This is a genomic window from Alkalicoccus daliensis, assembly GCF_900103955.1.
GTDB classification, from domain to species: domain Bacteria; phylum Bacillota; class Bacilli; order Bacillales; family Salisediminibacteriaceae; genus Alkalicoccus; species Alkalicoccus daliensis.
Window position 1 is genome coordinate 13,341 of sequence record NZ_FNIL01000003.1, and the last position, 15,978, is coordinate 29,318.

The following is a 15,978-nucleotide window of genomic DNA, read 5'->3' on the forward strand; positions in this document are numbered from 1 at the left end:
TTTCATCACTTTTTATCGATGCTGTAAGAAACGTTCATACCAGTACTCAATGAATCCTGGCTCAAATGGTCCCTTTTGGGAGCTGATCCATGAAATAAGTTCATCTACAGCTTTCCTTAAAATAATTTCCACTTCTGCCGGATAGTTCATTTGTTTTTTATGAAGCGCAAATTCATCTTCATCTAAAAGTTTGTAGGTCATATCTGGAAAAACCTTTATATCGAGGTCGTAATCAATATATTTTAAAGCTTCGGAGTCGTAGGTAAAGGGCGTTCCAAGATTACAGTAATAATAAATACCGTCGTTACGAATCATTCCTATTACGTTAAACCAGCTGTTCGCCGTAAAATAGCAGATAGCCGGCTCTCTTGTGCGCCAATGCCTGCCGTCAGACTCCTGAACTAATATACGATCATTGCCTCCGATGACTTCCTGCGTGGTTCCTTTCAAAATAACCGTCTCTTCCCACACACGGTGGAGACTGCCGTTATGTTTATAGCTTTGCACTTCAATAGTGCTTCCTACCGTCGGAAAATCCACATGACATCTCCTTTCCTTTACTTTTCCGCCGGCTTTCGGTGTGTAACCATCCGGTCTTCCGGATGAAGAAATAAGTCAAATGGGGGTTCTTCCTTTAAATAATTTTTTAATTTAAAATAATTAATTTTCCCGGAACTGTCTCCCGGGGCTACCGGATGCTCACCCTTTTCCAGAAAATATTGGTCACATGCTATCTGCGCACGATCAATGTGTCTCGCAAAATCCGGATCTGCGAATATGTCAAATGTTTCTTTTGACATATAGAAAGGTCTGTCCGGAACTCCACCTAAGTAGTCGTGGAGAAAAGAAAAATCAATTTTATTATCCGCGTTAATGATAGCTCTTAATGACAGTCTGTCATCCGCATCCTTCATAAACAGGCTTACTGCCCCGCGAACGTCATCAATTGAGCATTCAATGATATCCGGTTCCTTGTTTTCCTGATCTTTTTCCGGATTCCCCTTTCTTTTTCGTCCGAACATCTGGTTCTTCCCCCTTGTACAAAAGACTTTTGTCACCCGATTGCCAACAGCGAAATATAAATTTATCTGTGCTTTCTCATCATCTATTATACTATTCTTTTGCTTAATGTACACGGGAGACTTCTGAACCACTCTTATAGAGGGAAATTGTATTATGCCAGCAGTGAAATTCCACCATCTACAATAATCGTCTGGCCCCTTATCATATCAGCATCTTCCGAGACCAAAAACCGCACTGCTTTTGCGAGATCCTCCGGCTGTGTAATTCTTCCCGCAGGTGTCCGTTCGGCTGCATCGCTCAGCAGCTCTTCCCGGTTTGGAAAATGTGTCAGTGCATCAGTATCTACCGCACCTCCAGAAACTGCATTAACCCGGATCCCCTTAGGGGCAAGTTCTACCGCCATGTATCTTGTTAAAGCTTCTACTGCAGCTTTGGAAACTCCTACTGTTGTATAATTCGGGAGATATCTGATGGCTCCAAGTGAGCTTAAACTGACAATCGCCCCTCCGCTTTCCATTCGGGCTGCAGCCAGCTGGGAGGTAAACAGCATCGCTTTATTGTTGATATCCATTGTCCAGTCCCAGTGACTTTCCTCCAGTTCCATTAAGGGTCTTAATACTCCTGAAGCAGCGTTGTTTATCAGTACATCCAGTCTGCCGAAATGTTCATCTATTTCCTGAAACATAGCTTCCAGCTTTTCTTTTTTTGCAATATTAGCTTTTACAGCGATCGCGTCCTGGCCCAGTGCTTTAATTTCTTCTACCGTATCGAGCGCTTTCGTTTTGCTGCGCGCATAGTTAATAACAATATCGTATCCCTCTTTTGCCAGCGTCAACGCAATTTCTTTTCCTATTCCCCGGCTGCTTCCAGTAATTAATGCAACTTTATTTTTTTCCATCTTATATTCCTCCGATTTTAGATTTGGCTGTTTTGAAAATGTAAATTTTGTTTAAAAGAAATGATAACGGGCCGCGCTTTGGGATAAGCCTGCCTGGGGCTTGTTTCCGCCTGATTTCTCTCAAAGTACTGCACCCATCGATGTACAGCAGAGCTTATTTTCATCTTTTAAGGAGCAGCTTTTTCTGCAGGTAAGTTTTTTGATATATTTCGCTGTTATTATAGGAGACTCCGATGCAGCTTCACTCTATCTATGACAAAAATAAAGCGCCGTACAGTAACGCTCCGGCAATCACAAACGCCGGATGAATTTTTCGTATTTCAAGCAAGTAATAACTGAGGCCCAGTAAGAAAATAGTCTGCATAATGCCGCTGTCGTCATAAGAAACCGTCATAAAACGAAGCGTCATTACTCCTAAAAGTACTGCTATAGTAGGTCTTACAATAGAAGATAGTTTTTTAACCTTCGGAGAATCCTTAAATCTAAGTAATATACTTAACAATACGATCATCAGAATCAAGGAAGGTGCGACAGTGGCAAAAAGTGCAACAAATGCTCCCAGAACTCCGCCTTCCACAAATCCTATATAGCCGGCCATTTTAGTTGCTATTGGTCCGGGCAGCGCATTTCCAAGCGCTAACACTTCTCCGAATTCTTCAATACTCATCCAATCATACCGATGGACAACCTCATATTCAATGAGAGGAATAGTTGCCGGACCGCCCCCGTAACCGACAATTCCCGGAATGAAAAAAGCTAGGAATATTTCCCAATAGATCATATAGGCTCCTCCTCTTTCGGCTGAGGCTTTAAAAATACAAAAATAATCAGTGCAGCAATAAGAATGGCAGGGTGAATGTTTAAAAATTCAATGAATGCAATGGAAATTATAAGAAGAAAAATTACGTAGGACCACCCGAGATCCTGTTTTGATTTTTTAATAAATCCCCAGGTAAGCATACCGAGCATTACAGCTACTACAGGCAGGACGCCCTGGGTCATTCCCTGTACCCAGGCATATTCACGAAAAGCTGAAAGAGAAACAAGAAAAATAATCATTAAAATTACTGTAGGGACAATCGAGGCAACGATTGCATTGATAAGACCAAGCACACCTGCTACTCGATACCCTATATATCCTGCCATCTTAGTAATAATTGGTCCTGGAAGTGTATTTCCTATCGCCAGAATATCTGAAAATTCTTCATCTGTTAACCATTTATATGTATCTACCGCTTCCTTTTGAACCAGGGGAATAGCTGCCGGTCCACCTCCAAAACCAAGCATACCGACACGCATAAATGCCCAAAATATGTCATAATGTGTCTTCATTATCACCCCTCCCTTCTTAATTTATCCTTTATTCGTTTAATAACAAAGTACGATATTGAGTATTTTATCTATATACATTCTGTCTACCCGCTGGACTTCACTAAAAAACAACTGATCAAACAAGAATCACTCGCCATTTAGAACAGCTTCCATATTTAGATTAAATCCTGCTTGCTTAAGAAAGATGCCCAGTATTTTAAACATTAAAAGAAAACGCCCTTTCCAATATACAGGAAAAGACGCTTCATAAGAACATTCATCTTCAAAAACATTATACTTAATTAATATACCGCCACAGCACCATCAGCTCTTGGCTCTGTTCCCCCAGCCAGGACTCCGGTATGAGGGTCCCGCCAGATAATCTGCCCGCGGCCGAAATGACCTGCCTCGTGTGTTACCTGGATGTTATGCCCTCTGCGGGTAAGTGCCATGGCAATATGATTTGGTACCTCTTGCTCCAGCAGCACCTGCATTCCTTTCATCCACTGCCAGCGTGGTGCATCTAAAGCTGACTGCGGATTCATCCCAAAATCAATTGAATTCATTACTACCTGAAGATGCCCCTGCGGCTGCATAAAGCCTCCCATTACTCCAAAAGGACCAACCGCTTCATTGCCTTTCGTCAAAAAACCGGGAATTATTGTGTGATATGTTCTTTTCCCTGGTGCCAGTGCATTATCGTGGGAAGGATCCATACTGAAATTATGCCCTCTGTTTTGAAGAGCAATACCCGTATCCGGCACGACCAGACCGGACCCAAAACCTATATAATTACTTTGAATAAATGAAACCATGTTTCCTTCTCCATCCGCTGCTGCAAGGTATACCGTGCCTGAAGAAGCTGGGTCCCCCGCTTCAGGAATCAGCGCATCTTCTCCAATTTCGGCTCTTCTTTTCTTCCCATAAGCGTCACTCAGCATATCTTTCACCTGCTGGGACATATGCTTTTTCTCGGTAATATACTTTTCTCCGTCTGCAAATGCTAACTTTATCGCTTCAATCTGCTTATGATATGTATCGTCATTTTCCCGGGAAGAAAACGTGTCGTCTTTCAACGTATTCAACGCCATTAATGCAACAAGGCCTTGTCCATTTGGGGGAATTTCCCACACGTCATATCCTTTATAATTTACAGAGATAGGATCCACCCACTCGGGCTTGAAAGATGCTAAATCCTCTTTTCTTATATACCCATCATATTTTTTTGAAAAAGCGTCAATTTTATCTGCAATCTTTCCCTCGTAAAAGGAAGTTCCATTTGTATCCCCGATTTCCTCCAATGTCTGTGCGTGGTCTTCCGACTTCCAGAGTTCTCCTACAGAAGGCACCTTGCCGTTTGGCGCAAATGTTTCGAACCAGTGCTGGAACTCTTCCCCGGTCAGCGTTTGTTTAAAAACTTTCGCAGCTTTTTCCCAGAAATATGCGAGTGTGGGAGTTAAGGGGAATCCTTCTCTTGCATATTGAATTGCAGGCGCTAATGCTTCTTTTAAAGATAACTTTCCGAATTTTTGAGAAAGCTCAGCCCAGGCTGCCGGCGTTCCGGGAACCGTGACAGGAGTGAAACCGAACTTAGGAATTTCTTTGATTCCTTTTTCTTTTAACGCATCTATCGATAGCGAAGCAGGAGCAGGACCGCTTGCGTTTAAGCCGTGCAGCTTGTTATTTACCCAAACAAGCGCAAAAGCATCACTGCCGATACCATTTGACGTGGGTTCCACCACGGTGAGGGCTGCGGCTGTGGCAATCGCTGCATCAATTGCATTTCCTCCTTGCTTCATGATATCTATTCCTGCCTGGGCAGCCAGGGGCTGGGACGTGGCTACCATTCCATTTTTGCTGTACGTTACATTTCTTTGTGAGGTATACGGATAATTCATTGCACTCTGATGGTCCATATAAACTAATCATCCTTTGCAGTAATTTTTAGTTTAGTGTAACATACTTCGACAGGCGAAATAACGCCTTTCCTTAATTTCCTTCAGTTAAAAGAGGCGTTGTTTTTATCCTTTTTAAGCATGCTTACCTGCGCACTTCTTCCATTAGAAATTTGATTTGGACTGTCCGCCGTCTACATTGATGGAAGCCCCGATAATCCAGGAGGCCTTTTCAGAAGCCAGGAACACTACTGTATTTGCTACTTCTTCCACCGTTCCGAATCTCCCTGCAGGAATCTGGTCTTCTACGAACTTATTTATTTGCTCTGGATTCTCATCGAGTTTCTTCTGCCAGTTGCCTGTCGGGTGCAGAATGGATCCTGGAGCAATACTGTTCACACGAATCCCATCTTTCACAACTTCATCTGCTAAAGATTTAGTTGTACTGATCATCGCTGCTTTTGCACTGTTATAAGTAGGCTTTCCGCCTGATTCCCGGCCAAAGATAGAAGAAATATTTACAATTGCCCCATTTTTGTATTTTTTCATATCAGTTACTGCAAGCTGCGATAAATGCACTGCAGAAAAATAATTCAGGAGCATTGCTTCTTCAAACTGCGCAATCGTAGTTTCCATTGTTTTACCACCGCTTGAGCCTCCGGCGTTATTTACAAGAATATCTATTCTGCTGAACGTTTCTAAAAATTCATTAAAAGCACGTGTGCGGTCTTCTTCTAAGGTAACATCAGCCTGAATTGTTTTAAGTGAAGGCATTTCTTTTTTCGCCTGATTAAGTGCTTCTTTTCCGCGTCCCAAAATAGCGACTTCTGCACCTTCTTCCAGAAACGCTTTTGCAATCCCTTTTCCAATTCCTTTCGAACCGCCTGTAACTAAAACTTTTTTTCCTTTTAATTGAAGATCCATTTAATATTCCTCCTCTATTTTTTCTACAATCTTCTGGTGTGAGACCGGAAATACAAGTTCCTTTAATAAGGAAGGAGTTAAAACCTGCTGATTTTCTGCTGGAGTCAGGTGATTTACTTCAACAGTATAAACATCAATTTCCCAGACAAGGTGAGTAAATGCCTGACGGATATGTTCTTTATACTCCACCTGCTCCAGATCGATTCCCCATTGTTGAAGAAATGCAGCAAATTCACCATCCTTTTCCGTTTCCAGGAATGGAAACTGCCAGAACTTTGCAAGAAGACCTGTATCCGGCCGTCTTTCCACTAAATATTCTCCCTGTGTATTTTTCAGCACAATTGCTTTCAGGAAAACAGACCTTGCAGCTTTTTTCTTTGCTTTGACAGGAAGCATCTCCTGTACCCCCTCTTCCCTCGCTGCACAGTGGGAGGCTACAGGACACAACAGACACGCAGGACTTGTCGGGGTGCATATTAATGCACCAAGCTCCATCATAGCCTGATTAAAGTCGGAAGCTCTTTCTTCAGCGATAGTATCTCTGACTATCTGCTCGAATTTTTTACGCGTTGTATCTTTCCCTATATCATCATATATCGTAAATATTCTGGAAAGAACACGCATCACATTTCCATCTACTGCAGGAGCCGGTACGTTGTAGGCAATTGAAAGAATAGCACCGGCAGTATAAGGTCCCACTCCTTTTAAGCTTTTAATTTCTTTTTCCGTATCCGGTACGATTCCTCCATACTGATCTCTGACTTCTTTTACAGCTGCATGCAGATTTCTCGCCCGGGAATAATAGCCGAGACCTTCCCAGGCTTTCAGCACTTCGTCTTCTTCCGCTTCTGCTAAATCAAGCAGCGTTGGGAATTTTTCCATGAAATTATAGAAGTAGGGAATCACTGCTGCTACCTTTGTCTGCTGAAGCATAATTTCCGATACCCAGATGCGGTAAGGATCATTTTCTTTCCGCCAGGGCAGATCTCGTTTTTCGTAATCGTACCAGCTCAGTAAATCTTTTTGAAAAGAAATTGTATCTAATACTTTCACTTGCAAAACTCCTCTTTTGAAACATTAAAAAAACGGGTAAAATGTATGTATTGCTATAAATCGATGGAGGGACATTTCTTATGGACACAGCTACTCACGTAGTAATGGGCGTAGCAATCGGCGGATTGGCAACACTGGATCCAGTAGTGGCAGAAAATCCTGCGATGACACAGGCTGTCATGATAGGTGCACTCGTCGGCTCGCAGGCCCCTGACTTTGATACAGTACTTAAGCTGAAAAATAACGCTGTTTATATACGGAATCACAGAGGGGTGACCCACTCTATTCCATTCTGGTTTATCTGGCCGACACTCATTACCTTATTTTTATATTTTATCATGCCTCCTCTGAATTTGTTTCATTTGTGGCTCTGGACTTTTTTCGCTGTTTTTTTACATGTATTTATAGATATATTCAATGCGTACGGTACAAAAGCTTTTTCTCCTATATATGAGAAATGGCTGGCCCTGGGTATTATAAACATATTTGATCCGTTTATTTTCATTGCTCATATAGCTGCAATATTAGCCTGGAGATTCGGTGCTGATCCCGGGTGGACATTTTTAATTATGTTCGCGGTTGTTTTCGTTTATTATTTATGGCGGATCCACGAACAGAGGAAAGTGTACAAAAGCGTGCACGAAAATCATCCTGATGCTACACACATATTCACCTCACCTACGTTCCGATGGAACCGGTGGCACATTGTAGTAAGAACCGAATCACTGATGTATGTTGCGGAAGCGAAAAATGGCTATATCAATTATTTTGAGACTTATCCATTTGAACCCATACCGGATGATCCGGTAATAGATGCTGCGAAAAAAGACAAAAATCTGGAAGCTTTTCTTTCTTTTTCCCCTGCCTACAGGTGGGCAGTATCTATTGAACCTCATGGGTATTCCGTAAAGTTTATTGACCTCCGTTACAGGAGTAAAGGGTATTATCCTTTCGTTGCTATAGTCCGGCTGGACGAAGACTTAAATATTTTAAGTTCCTATACTGGATGGATTTATAATACGGATACGCTTAAACGTAAACTCACCTATGCGTCCTCTTCCGGATAAATCGATTCAGCGCATAAAAGAGAGCTGGAATTGCAATTCCAGCTCTCTTTTAGTATATCAAATTCAATTTAATTTAAAACATATTTTAATGGTAGAATTTTTTCTGATCAAACCATTTCTGGTAGCGCGGATTGTTTTTTAATACTTCGTGAAGCTGTTCCCCATAATTATCAATCCACTGCTGCAGCACCTTCGCTGTCATATCCTGTCCTTTATACTTATGTCCTGCTTTCGCATATGTTGCTTCAAAGTCTTCCCACAGCAGTTCTACCCAGGTCCGGGCTTCCGCATAGGAAAGCTGATCATTTTTTTCAAGCAGGCGGTTTGTAAGGTTCTCGATACGTTCATGCACCGGTCTCCCCTCCTTTACTGCATTCTGTTTTCCAGAATAGAAATAGGAACTGCTTCCAGCTTCGAAGCATCATTTCTATGACCCCAGGCAAAGACACCATTTAGATATCTTATCGTAAACACTTCTTCAGGAGTACCTTTAATCTGATATTTCTCTCTGGGCTTAAACATTGCCGGATCAAGCAGATAAGCTTCGGCCATAATTATTTTTCTTTCGTGCACCGCATATTCATTTATCATTCCCTTTGCTTCTGCTTTTTGGGCAAGAACACGAAGCTCAGCAATTTCTTCTTCAATTTCCTTCGGGCTCATGCGGCTGTACTGCTTATCCATATATAGCCAACCTTTCTTATATTCCCGTAATGATGAGTATAGGAATTTCATAATTCTAATCTCTTTAATAATTTATAAAAATTCCTTATAAATTCAATGCAGTGGTCTTACTTATATTATATAACGATCTCTCGTTCTTTCAAAGAATCTATTCTTCTTCCATCTCTTTTTCATCTATCCATTGATCTATCAGATCTCCTGGAAAACCTCTTCTGTACAGTGCCTGCTTAATTTTCTGCCGACGTTTGTACGGCGCTTCTGATTCGAATTTTCTCCAGGATTTTTCTCCCCACCCGCTGATTGCCTCCTGCTGTTCGTCTTCATCATTATCAATATCAGCTTCTTTTAAAGCTTCTGCAGCTACGCTGTGAGAAAAACCTTTTTGAACCAAAAACTGCACCAGTTTCTGTTCTTTCTGCCTCGTAGATTCTTTTTTGTAAGACCGCTGCTTCTTTTCCGCAAGCTCAATTGCAAGATCCAGCTGTTCTTCCGGGGTATACTGATCAAGGGATTTATTCATAATATTTTCTTCCACTCCTTTTTGTTTTAATTCCTGCCGTATAATATTCGGTCCTTTTTTCGACTGATCGCGTTTTGTCCTGACAAAAGCATCGGCAAAGCGCTGATCATTTATAAAGTCCAGCCTCCGGAGTTTCTCAATCATATGAGAAATTTCTTCTTCCGGAACTTCCTGCTCCTTCAGATAAACGGCTACTTCTTTTTCAGAACGCATACGGTAAGAAAGATAATTTAAAGCTCTCTGATATGCTTTATCCAGTTCATCAGAATGACGCAGCCGGTCTATATCTTCTTTCGTTAATTCTTTTCCTTTAAACAGATCTTCCTGAATTAAAATATCCTCGGAAACAGAAAAGCTGTATTCTGCTCTGCCTTCCTCTTCCAGATGTATATGATATCTGGCTTTCGTTTTTTTTGCAGCTTGAATTTTATCTATTTTTGGCATCTGATATCTCCTTTCTCTCTATACTACACGTTTCAAGACCTTTGATAAAAGGAATACTACCCACAAGATTAAACCAGGAGGGGTTATAATGAAAGTGGCAATCGCTGGAGGAACAGGATTAATAGGAACATCACTTACTAAACAACTTATAAATAAGGGACATGAGGTACTTATTCTTACCCGGAACCCTGCTGATAAAAAATCAGGAGAAGGTGTCAGTTATATAGAATGGCTCACTCCGCAGTCCGCACCTGAAAAAGAATTGGAAGGTATTGATGCATTTATAAATCTCGCTGGAGAAAGCCTGAACAGCGGCCGGTGGACCGATCAGAAGAAACAGGAAATTCTGGACAGCCGCATTGATGTAACCAGAGAATCAGTAAGAATTCTTCACGTATTGGAGAAAACGCCTCAGGTGCTTATCAATGGTTCAGCTGTTGGATTTTACGGTACTTCTTTCGAAAAAGCTTTTACAGAAGCGGATACTACTCCTGCAGAAGATTTTCTTGGAGATGTAGTAGTTCAATGGGAAGAAGAAGCCGATAAAGCCCCGAAAAATGTAAGAGTGGTGAAAAGCAGATTCGGTGTCATCTTATCCGGGGAAGACGGAGCATTAAAAAAAATGCTTCCCCCCTTCAAAATGGGGATAGGCGGAAAGCTTGGCACAGGAGAACAGTGGATGTCCTGGATTCATGTAGACGATGCTGCAAAAGCATTAATATACTGCCTGGAGCATGATGATATGGAGGGACCTGTAAACGTTACGTCTCCTACGCCTGAAAGAATGAAAGTATTCGGACGCACTCTGGCAGATGTACTGAACCGCCCTTTCTGGGCACCTGTACCATCGAATGTATTAAAGGCAGCGCTCGGAGAAATGAGTGTATTAATATTGGAAGGCCAGCAGGTAGTACCGCAGAAGCTTCTTGATCATGGATTCGAATTTAAATATCCTAATCTTTATGAAGCGCTGTATGAGCTGGTTGGTTAGCATAAAAAAATTCCCTCTTTTTATTTTTATTAAAAAGAGGGAATTTTTTATATGCTCTGTATACTTGTGTTTACTTTCGATGCATAAGGAGCAGTAGAATTTCTTATTATTAATTTTGTCTTATAGGTAACAGATTCCATAACAGTAAGTTTGACTTTATTTTTATTTATAATCATTTGATGAATAAGCTCTGCTGCCTGGAGCCCCATTTTTTCTTTTGGATGTGAAATTGTAGTGAACTTCACTTCTGAAGCAAGTGATAAAATTGAATCATCAAATCCAATAATAGAAATATCATCCGGCACAGTCAATTTATGTTCCCTGAGGGCATCCAGCAGTTTCAATGCCAGTTCATCATTATAGCAGACAATTGCAGTAGGAACTGATGATATACTCTTCAACCTTTCCTTCAATTCAATCATAGGCTTTACATTTTTATCTTCCGTTGAATAAGCTATGATACTGTCTGGCTTCACAGGGATTTTTTTATCCCTGTGCGCTTGAATAAATCCCTTCATTCTCTTAGAGCCCTGCGCATCATCATTTTTGAAAAATCCAATAATTCCCCGATGGTTTAAATTCAGTAAATGCTCTGCTTGCAAATACCCACCTTCAAAATCGTCAGCAATTAAATGAGGAGGCTCCAGTTCTTCATAATAAGCATTTATCATTAAGTAAGGGATATTTAAACGTTCGAGGTCCAGATAGTAATTGATGTTCGGATTAGGTAAAGCGCTTTTTGTAGGTTCAATTATTAAGCCGTCAAATTGTTGAGAAATTACAGATTCCAGACAGCGCCTTTCCTGGTCCAGGTCATTATTTGTGCTAAAAACAGTCATTTGATAACCACTTTCACTTAAATGCTTCTCAATACCTCTAATAATAGATGGAAAAATATAATCTGAAAAATAAGTGGTGATCACCGCAATATTTTTTCCGTTTAAGGGTGGAGAAAAGGGAAGAGTATCTCGTTCTGCACAAAAAGTTCCAGCCCCTTGCTTTTTAAACAGCCAGCCATCTCTCACTAAATCTTCTACGGCTTTTCTAACAGTGTGACGGCTTACATTGTGGAGTCTCATCAGTTCACTTTCAGAGTCTATTTTTTCATTCACTTGAAATTTCCCGGATATTATACTGGATTTAATACCTTCTTTTACCACCTTATATTTTGCAGCCATTGTTACACCTCATTTGAACTGATTCGCAAGAGTGAACATTTATTCAAAATGTACTTTCAATGTTCAGTTTTTAAGTGAGATCCGATGTGAGATAAGATCAGCCTCTAGGGATTCAGCTTAGTCTGAAGATCCAATTTGATAAGAAGCCTCTGGACCTGTTTAATTGAAAAAAAGACTATAAAACTTATCCATTTAAAATAGAGATTCATCAATTACTTGTGCTTTTCCATATGCGTAAGTGTTTGTATTTTATTAATCAGTTTAATTAATAATACACTCCCACGTTACTGCCAACGAGAACTTTCCAGCGAAAAAAATGCTGCATATCGGGAACTTTTAAAGCAGGTTCGCTTTGAGTTAAGTTACTGCAGAATTTTTTCACTGGAGCAATCATTTGACCTATTTAAAAAGCATAGTTATTTTTGAACTTAACTATTGAAAAAATAAATTTGATTTTATAACATTTTTAAAAATTTTTATTAATAGTGCTCTGATAAATTATGATGTTGATGTTAGAAAAATACACCTTCGGCTCCTTTTTCTGTGCTTGCCGCAGAGAAACCCCACAGCTATCCCCTTCGAAATCATCAGGATTCCGCGCAGCCAATTCAAGCAAGACAAATTTCGTCTTGTTTGAATTTAAGGTCCCGGCTGGCTGCACACCTGCTTTACGAGTTCTTCTGCAGTTCGAGCCGAACTTTCGATCTTCACGCTTTCTTTTTCGGCAGGCGTCTACACCGCCTTGTCTTCATTTTGTTGATAGAAAAACTTGTATTAGAGACAATCTCTTTCTTTTATTACGCAAAGTGAAAACCGGCCCGTGGAAGAACGAGCTGAGAAGCTCGTTCACGGCAGGTCTGTGGCAGCGAAGTTTTCTCTTATCATCAATGAGCATTAACAGAGACACTCATGCAAAATTTTTGCACCATGAAGTATAAAAATTAATACTGCTGTGTAACGAAGGAGAGGACGCCCAAAGGATGAGCGCAGTTGGAGAATCCAAGTGACCTTCTGGAAGGTCACGAAGCACGAGCGGAATCGATCCTGGTTTTTAAAGACAGCATGGCGGTCTCTGTCATGCTGTCTGTGGATCGATGGAAGCCGTGCCCTGTGAGAGAAATTAGTCGAGAACAAGCCCTTGAGCAAGCCTCTCCGAAAGTGAAGCAGCAATATTACTTCTTTTTAGCGGAACTTTTATTTTCAAGGTAGCAATTAATATATACTGCTCATTTAAATATTGAAACTAATTTACCTTTTAAGAATTCCCCTTATTTTTATTTATGACATCGAAGGCTACCGCTCCTAAAAGTACTAAACCTTTAATTGCCTGCTGCCAGTCTGTACCAATTCCCATTAGCGACATACCATTATTTAATACACCCATAACTAATGCCCCTATTACTGCACCAAATATAGTACCAACTCCTCCTGTAAAAGAAGCTCCTCCAATAACTGCTGCAGCAATAGCATCTAATTCAAAAAGCTGACCCGCCTGAGGAGTTGCTGCATTCAGTCTCGCCGTAAAAACTACTCCGGCTAAACCAGCTAAAAACCCCATGTTTACAAATGCTAAAAACTTCATCTTTTTCGTTCTCACACCTGAAAGCTGAGCAGCCTTCATATTTCCTCCGACCGCGTAAATGTGTCGGCCAATTATGGTTTTATTCATTACAAAGGTGTAGCTTATAATTAGGACTATTAAAATAATCAACACGATCGGCACTCCCTGGTACTGAGCTAGTACATATGTAAAAGCATTAAGCGTTAATACGAGCAGTACCAGTTTGGTAACAAATAGTCCAAACGCGGGAACTTTAAAGCTGTAGAAACTTGCTATCTTTCTTTGTCTAATTTCATAAGTTACATATAATAACGATGCTGCAATCCCAATTATTATTGTTAATAGCTTTAATTCTCCTCCTGTGAACACTTCTGGGAGGAACGCTGAACTTAGTCCTCTGAACTCATTAGGAAAAGGAGCAATAGTTCTTCCTCCCATAACTACTAAAGTTAACCCCCTGAAAATCAGCATTCCTGCGAGAGTAACTACAAAGGAAGGGATTTTCATATAAGCAACCCAGAAGCCCTGCCATGCACCTATTAACGCTCCTAAGATTAAACACAGAAAAACACCCAAAAATACAGGCATATTCATCGTAGCAATCAAAACACCTGCGATGGCTCCTACAAAAGCTGCAACCGAACCTACAGACAAGTCTATTTCTCCGGTGATAATAATAATCATCATACCAATTGCAAGAATAATAATATAACTGTTCTGCATAATGATATTTGTAACATTTAACGGTGTTAAAAGAGAGCCTCCTGTTAAAATTTGAAAAAGTATTATTATACCTATTAAAGCAATAATCATACCAAATTTTTGTAAATTATTAGTTACAATTTTTTTTACTGCATCCATTAGTTTGACCCTCCACTTTTAGTCATAAGTGTCATTAACTTTTCTTGATCTGCTTCTGCAGCTGGCAACTCCCCAGTGATTTTCCCTTCATTTAATGTATAAATCCTGTCACTTATCCCAAGTAACTCAGGAAGTTCTGATGAAATTACAATAATACTTTTACCACTTTCCGCCAGATCATTTATCAATTTATAAATTTCGAATTTAGCTCCCACGTCGATCCCACGGGTAGGTTCATCAAGAATAAGTACATCCGGGTTAGTGTTAATCCACTTACCTAGTACGACCTTCTGCTGGTTACCCCCGCTTAAGTTCCCTGTAATCTGCTCTATAGAAGGTGTTTTTACATTCATTTTTTCCTTTAAAGATTCAGCGAGCTTTACTTCTTTATGGAGATTTAGAACATTTCTTTTTGCTATGCTTTTTAAATTAGCAATAGATAAGTTTTTTCTGACACTGTCCATTAAAATTAAGCCAAATTCTTTTCGGTCTTCCGATACGTAAGCTAAGCCATTTTCAATTGCTTTATCTACTGTACTTACATTGATTTCCTTACCATCTTTAATAACTTTTCCGGTAATTCCACGCCCGTATGACCTTCCAAATACGCTCATAGCCAATTCGGTTCTTCCAGCTCCCATTAAGCCTGCAAGTCCTACAATTTCACCTTTGTGAACATTCAGATTAATGTTTGTTAACAATGGGCGGTCTCCATCCAGTGGATGAAAAGCCGACCAGTCTTTAATTTCAAAGTTAATTTCGCCGATTTGAGGATGTCTTTCCGGATATAAGTTTGTAAGTTCCCGACCAACCATGTTTTTGATTATTACGTTTTGATCTACTGTTTCTTTTTTAGGATCAAGTTTTGCCACAGTCTGACCATCCCGAAGTATCGTGAACTCATCTGCAATACTTAACAGCTCTTTTAATTTATGAGAAATTAAAATGGATGTCATTCCCTGCTTTTGAAATTCTCTTAACAACTGCAATAGATTTTTACTGTCAGTTTCATTCAAAGAAGCAGTGGGTTCATCCAGAATTAAGAGATCTACATTTTTAGATAAGGCTTTTGAGATTTCTACCAGCTGCTGCTGGCCAACACCAATATCCTTAACTTTTGTAAGAGGATCAATTTTCAGTCCTACTTTTTCTAATAATCCTACTGTTTTTTTTATAGTTTCATTCCAATTCACTATTCCTTTTGAAGCCTGTTCGTTCCCTAAAAATATATTTTCAGCAATTGATAATTCAGGAATAAGTGCTAATTCCTGATGAATAATTACAATCCCTTTTGCTTCACTTTCATTTATATTTTTAAAAGTACATACTTCTTCATCGTACAATATATCGCCTTCATATGTTCCATAGGGATATACTCCACTTAAAACCTTCATTAACGTAGATTTACCAGCCCCATTTTCTCCTATAAGTGCATGAATAGAGCCTTCTTTTACTTGTATATTTACATTGTCTAATGCTTTTACTCCTGGAAATCTTTTTGTGATTTTTTTCATTTCTAATAGTGTCTTTGTCATAGGAAGGCATCCTTTCTCCTAAATCAATAAAAA

17 protein-coding genes are annotated in these 15,978 nt (G+C 40.0%); 3 read left to right on the forward strand and 14 right to left on the reverse strand.

The features are described 5' to 3' along the window. Window positions 1–12 precede the first annotated feature (12 nt). The 8 genes from ntdP to mutY form a co-directional block, all read right to left on the reverse strand. Window positions 13–540: a nucleoside tri-diphosphate phosphatase gene (gene ntdP / locus BLP92_RS06675; protein WP_090841862.1), complete on the reverse strand. Its 528-nt coding sequence runs from the start codon at window positions 538–540 to the stop codon at window positions 13–15. A gap of 17 nt (window positions 541–557) precedes the next feature. Next, entirely contained in the window at window positions 558–1,022 is a 465-nt protein-coding gene (locus BLP92_RS06680) for a DUF3939 domain-containing protein (protein WP_090841864.1), read from the reverse strand. A gap of 152 nt (window positions 1,023–1,174) precedes the next feature. Further along, window positions 1,175–1,921, reverse strand: coding sequence for an enoyl-[acyl-carrier-protein] reductase FabL (fabL, locus tag BLP92_RS06685; RefSeq protein ID WP_090841866.1), 747 nt, complete (start codon window positions 1,919–1,921; stop codon window positions 1,175–1,177). A gap of 250 nt (window positions 1,922–2,171) precedes the next feature. After that, the gene (locus tag BLP92_RS06690) at window positions 2,172–2,702 is read right to left on the reverse strand and encodes a chromate transporter (RefSeq protein ID WP_090841868.1); all 531 of its coding nucleotides are present in this window, start codon (window positions 2,700–2,702) and stop codon (window positions 2,172–2,174) included. Then, window positions 2,699–3,253: a chromate transporter gene (locus BLP92_RS06695; RefSeq protein WP_090841870.1), complete on the reverse strand. Its 555-nt coding sequence runs from the start codon at window positions 3,251–3,253 to the stop codon at window positions 2,699–2,701. Before BLP92_RS06695 ends, BLP92_RS06690 begins: the two co-directional genes overlap by 4 nt. A 281-nt stretch (window positions 3,254–3,534) precedes the next feature. Next, the gene (locus BLP92_RS06700) at window positions 3,535–5,148 is read right to left on the reverse strand and encodes a gamma-glutamyltransferase family protein (protein WP_090841872.1); all 1,614 of its coding nucleotides are present in this window, start codon (window positions 5,146–5,148) and stop codon (window positions 3,535–3,537) included. A 144-nt stretch (window positions 5,149–5,292) separates the two neighbouring features. Then, window positions 5,293–6,051: an SDR family NAD(P)-dependent oxidoreductase gene (locus BLP92_RS06705; protein WP_090841873.1), complete on the reverse strand. Its 759-nt coding sequence runs from the start codon at window positions 6,049–6,051 to the stop codon at window positions 5,293–5,295. Then, window positions 6,052–7,104 carry an A/G-specific adenine glycosylase gene (gene mutY, locus BLP92_RS06710; RefSeq protein ID WP_090841876.1) on the reverse strand — a complete coding sequence of 351 codons (1,053 nt, stop codon included), beginning with the start codon at window positions 7,102–7,104 and terminating at the stop codon, window positions 6,052–6,054. It abuts the gene before it with no gap. An 80-nt stretch (window positions 7,105–7,184) separates the two neighbouring features. On the opposite strand from mutY, the gene BLP92_RS06715 reads away from it, so the two are divergent. Beyond that, a complete protein-coding gene (locus tag BLP92_RS06715) occupies window positions 7,185–8,171 on the forward strand; it encodes a metal-dependent hydrolase (protein ID WP_090841877.1) in 987 nt (328 codons plus the stop codon). Window positions 8,172–8,256: 85 nt separating this feature from the next. Here the strand turns inward: BLP92_RS06715 and BLP92_RS06720 are convergent, their stop codons facing one another. The 3 genes from BLP92_RS06720 to recX all read right to left on the reverse strand — a co-directional run bounded on the left by BLP92_RS06720 (window position 8,257) and on the right by recX (window position 9,819). Continuing rightward, window positions 8,257–8,523, reverse strand: a complete 267-nt coding sequence (locus BLP92_RS06720) for a YfhJ family protein (RefSeq protein ID WP_090841879.1) — start codon at window positions 8,521–8,523, stop codon at window positions 8,257–8,259. A gap of 14 nt (window positions 8,524–8,537) precedes the next feature. Continuing rightward, a complete protein-coding gene (locus tag BLP92_RS06725; RefSeq protein WP_090841881.1) occupies window positions 8,538–8,855 on the reverse strand; it encodes a YfhH family protein in 318 nt (105 codons plus the stop codon). A 148-nt stretch (window positions 8,856–9,003) separates the two neighbouring features. Then, window positions 9,004–9,819 carry a recombination regulator RecX gene (gene recX / locus BLP92_RS06730; protein WP_090841883.1) on the reverse strand — a complete coding sequence of 272 codons (816 nt, stop codon included), beginning with the start codon at window positions 9,817–9,819 and terminating at the stop codon, window positions 9,004–9,006. A gap of 88 nt (window positions 9,820–9,907) precedes the next feature. Here recX and BLP92_RS06735 point away from each other — a divergent pair, with 88 nt between their 5' ends. Beyond that, entirely contained in the window at window positions 9,908–10,810 is a 903-nt protein-coding gene (locus BLP92_RS06735) for a TIGR01777 family oxidoreductase (RefSeq protein ID WP_090841885.1), read from the forward strand. A 47-nt stretch (window positions 10,811–10,857) separates the two neighbouring features. Here the strand turns inward: BLP92_RS06735 and BLP92_RS06740 are convergent, their stop codons facing one another. Then, the gene (locus tag BLP92_RS06740) at window positions 10,858–11,988 is read right to left on the reverse strand and encodes a GntR family transcriptional regulator (protein ID WP_090841887.1); all 1,131 of its coding nucleotides are present in this window, start codon (window positions 11,986–11,988) and stop codon (window positions 10,858–10,860) included. Window positions 11,989–12,978: 990 nt separating this feature from the next. On the opposite strand from BLP92_RS06740, the gene BLP92_RS06745 reads away from it, so the two are divergent. Further along, window positions 12,979–13,197 carry a hypothetical protein gene (locus tag BLP92_RS06745; RefSeq protein ID WP_090841889.1) on the forward strand — a complete coding sequence of 73 codons (219 nt, stop codon included), beginning with the start codon at window positions 12,979–12,981 and terminating at the stop codon, window positions 13,195–13,197. Window positions 13,198–13,243: 46 nt separating this feature from the next. On the opposite strand, the gene mmsB is transcribed toward BLP92_RS06745, so the two are convergent. Continuing rightward, the gene (mmsB, locus tag BLP92_RS06750) at window positions 13,244–14,410 is read right to left on the reverse strand and encodes a multiple monosaccharide ABC transporter permease (RefSeq protein WP_090841891.1); all 1,167 of its coding nucleotides are present in this window, start codon (window positions 14,408–14,410) and stop codon (window positions 13,244–13,246) included. Next, window positions 14,410–15,945: a multiple monosaccharide ABC transporter ATP-binding protein gene (mmsA, locus tag BLP92_RS06755; protein ID WP_090841893.1), complete on the reverse strand. Its 1,536-nt coding sequence runs from the start codon at window positions 15,943–15,945 to the stop codon at window positions 14,410–14,412. The genes mmsB and mmsA overlap by 1 nt, the downstream gene beginning before the upstream one ends. Window positions 15,946–15,978 lie beyond the last annotated feature (33 nt).

Coding starts and splice junctions, on each gene's coding strand:
- BLP92_RS06735 (WP_090841885.1), top strand. CDS start 9,908: ATGAAAGTGGCAATCGCTGGAGGAACAGGATTAATAGGAACATCACTT.
- BLP92_RS06690 (WP_090841868.1), bottom strand. CDS start 2,702: ATGATCTATTGGGAAATATTCCTAGCTTTTTTCATTCCGGGAATTGTC.
- recX (WP_090841883.1), bottom strand. CDS start 9,819: ATGCCAAAAATAGATAAAATTCAAGCTGCAAAAAAAACGAAAGCCAGA.
- BLP92_RS06725 (WP_090841881.1), bottom strand. CDS start 8,855: ATGGATAAGCAGTACAGCCGCATGAGCCCGAAGGAAATTGAAGAAGAA.
- BLP92_RS06680 (WP_090841864.1), bottom strand. CDS start 1,022: ATGTTCGGACGAAAAAGAAAGGGGAATCCGGAAAAAGATCAGGAAAAC.
- BLP92_RS06705 (WP_090841873.1), bottom strand. CDS start 6,051: ATGGATCTTCAATTAAAAGGAAAAAAAGTTTTAGTTACAGGCGGTTCG.
- BLP92_RS06740 (WP_090841887.1), bottom strand. CDS start 11,988: ATGGCTGCAAAATATAAGGTGGTAAAAGAAGGTATTAAATCCAGTATA.
- mmsB (WP_090841891.1), bottom strand. CDS start 14,410: ATGGATGCAGTAAAAAAAATTGTAACTAATAATTTACAAAAATTTGGT.
- BLP92_RS06715 (WP_090841877.1), top strand. CDS start 7,185: ATGGACACAGCTACTCACGTAGTAATGGGCGTAGCAATCGGCGGATTG.
- fabL (WP_090841866.1), bottom strand. CDS start 1,921: ATGGAAAAAAATAAAGTTGCATTAATTACTGGAAGCAGCCGGGGAATA.
- BLP92_RS06695 (WP_090841870.1), bottom strand. CDS start 3,253: ATGAAGACACATTATGACATATTTTGGGCATTTATGCGTGTCGGTATG.
- mmsA (WP_090841893.1), bottom strand. CDS start 15,945: ATGACAAAGACACTATTAGAAATGAAAAAAATCACAAAAAGATTTCCA.
- BLP92_RS06700 (WP_090841872.1), bottom strand. CDS start 5,148: ATGGACCATCAGAGTGCAATGAATTATCCGTATACCTCACAAAGAAAT.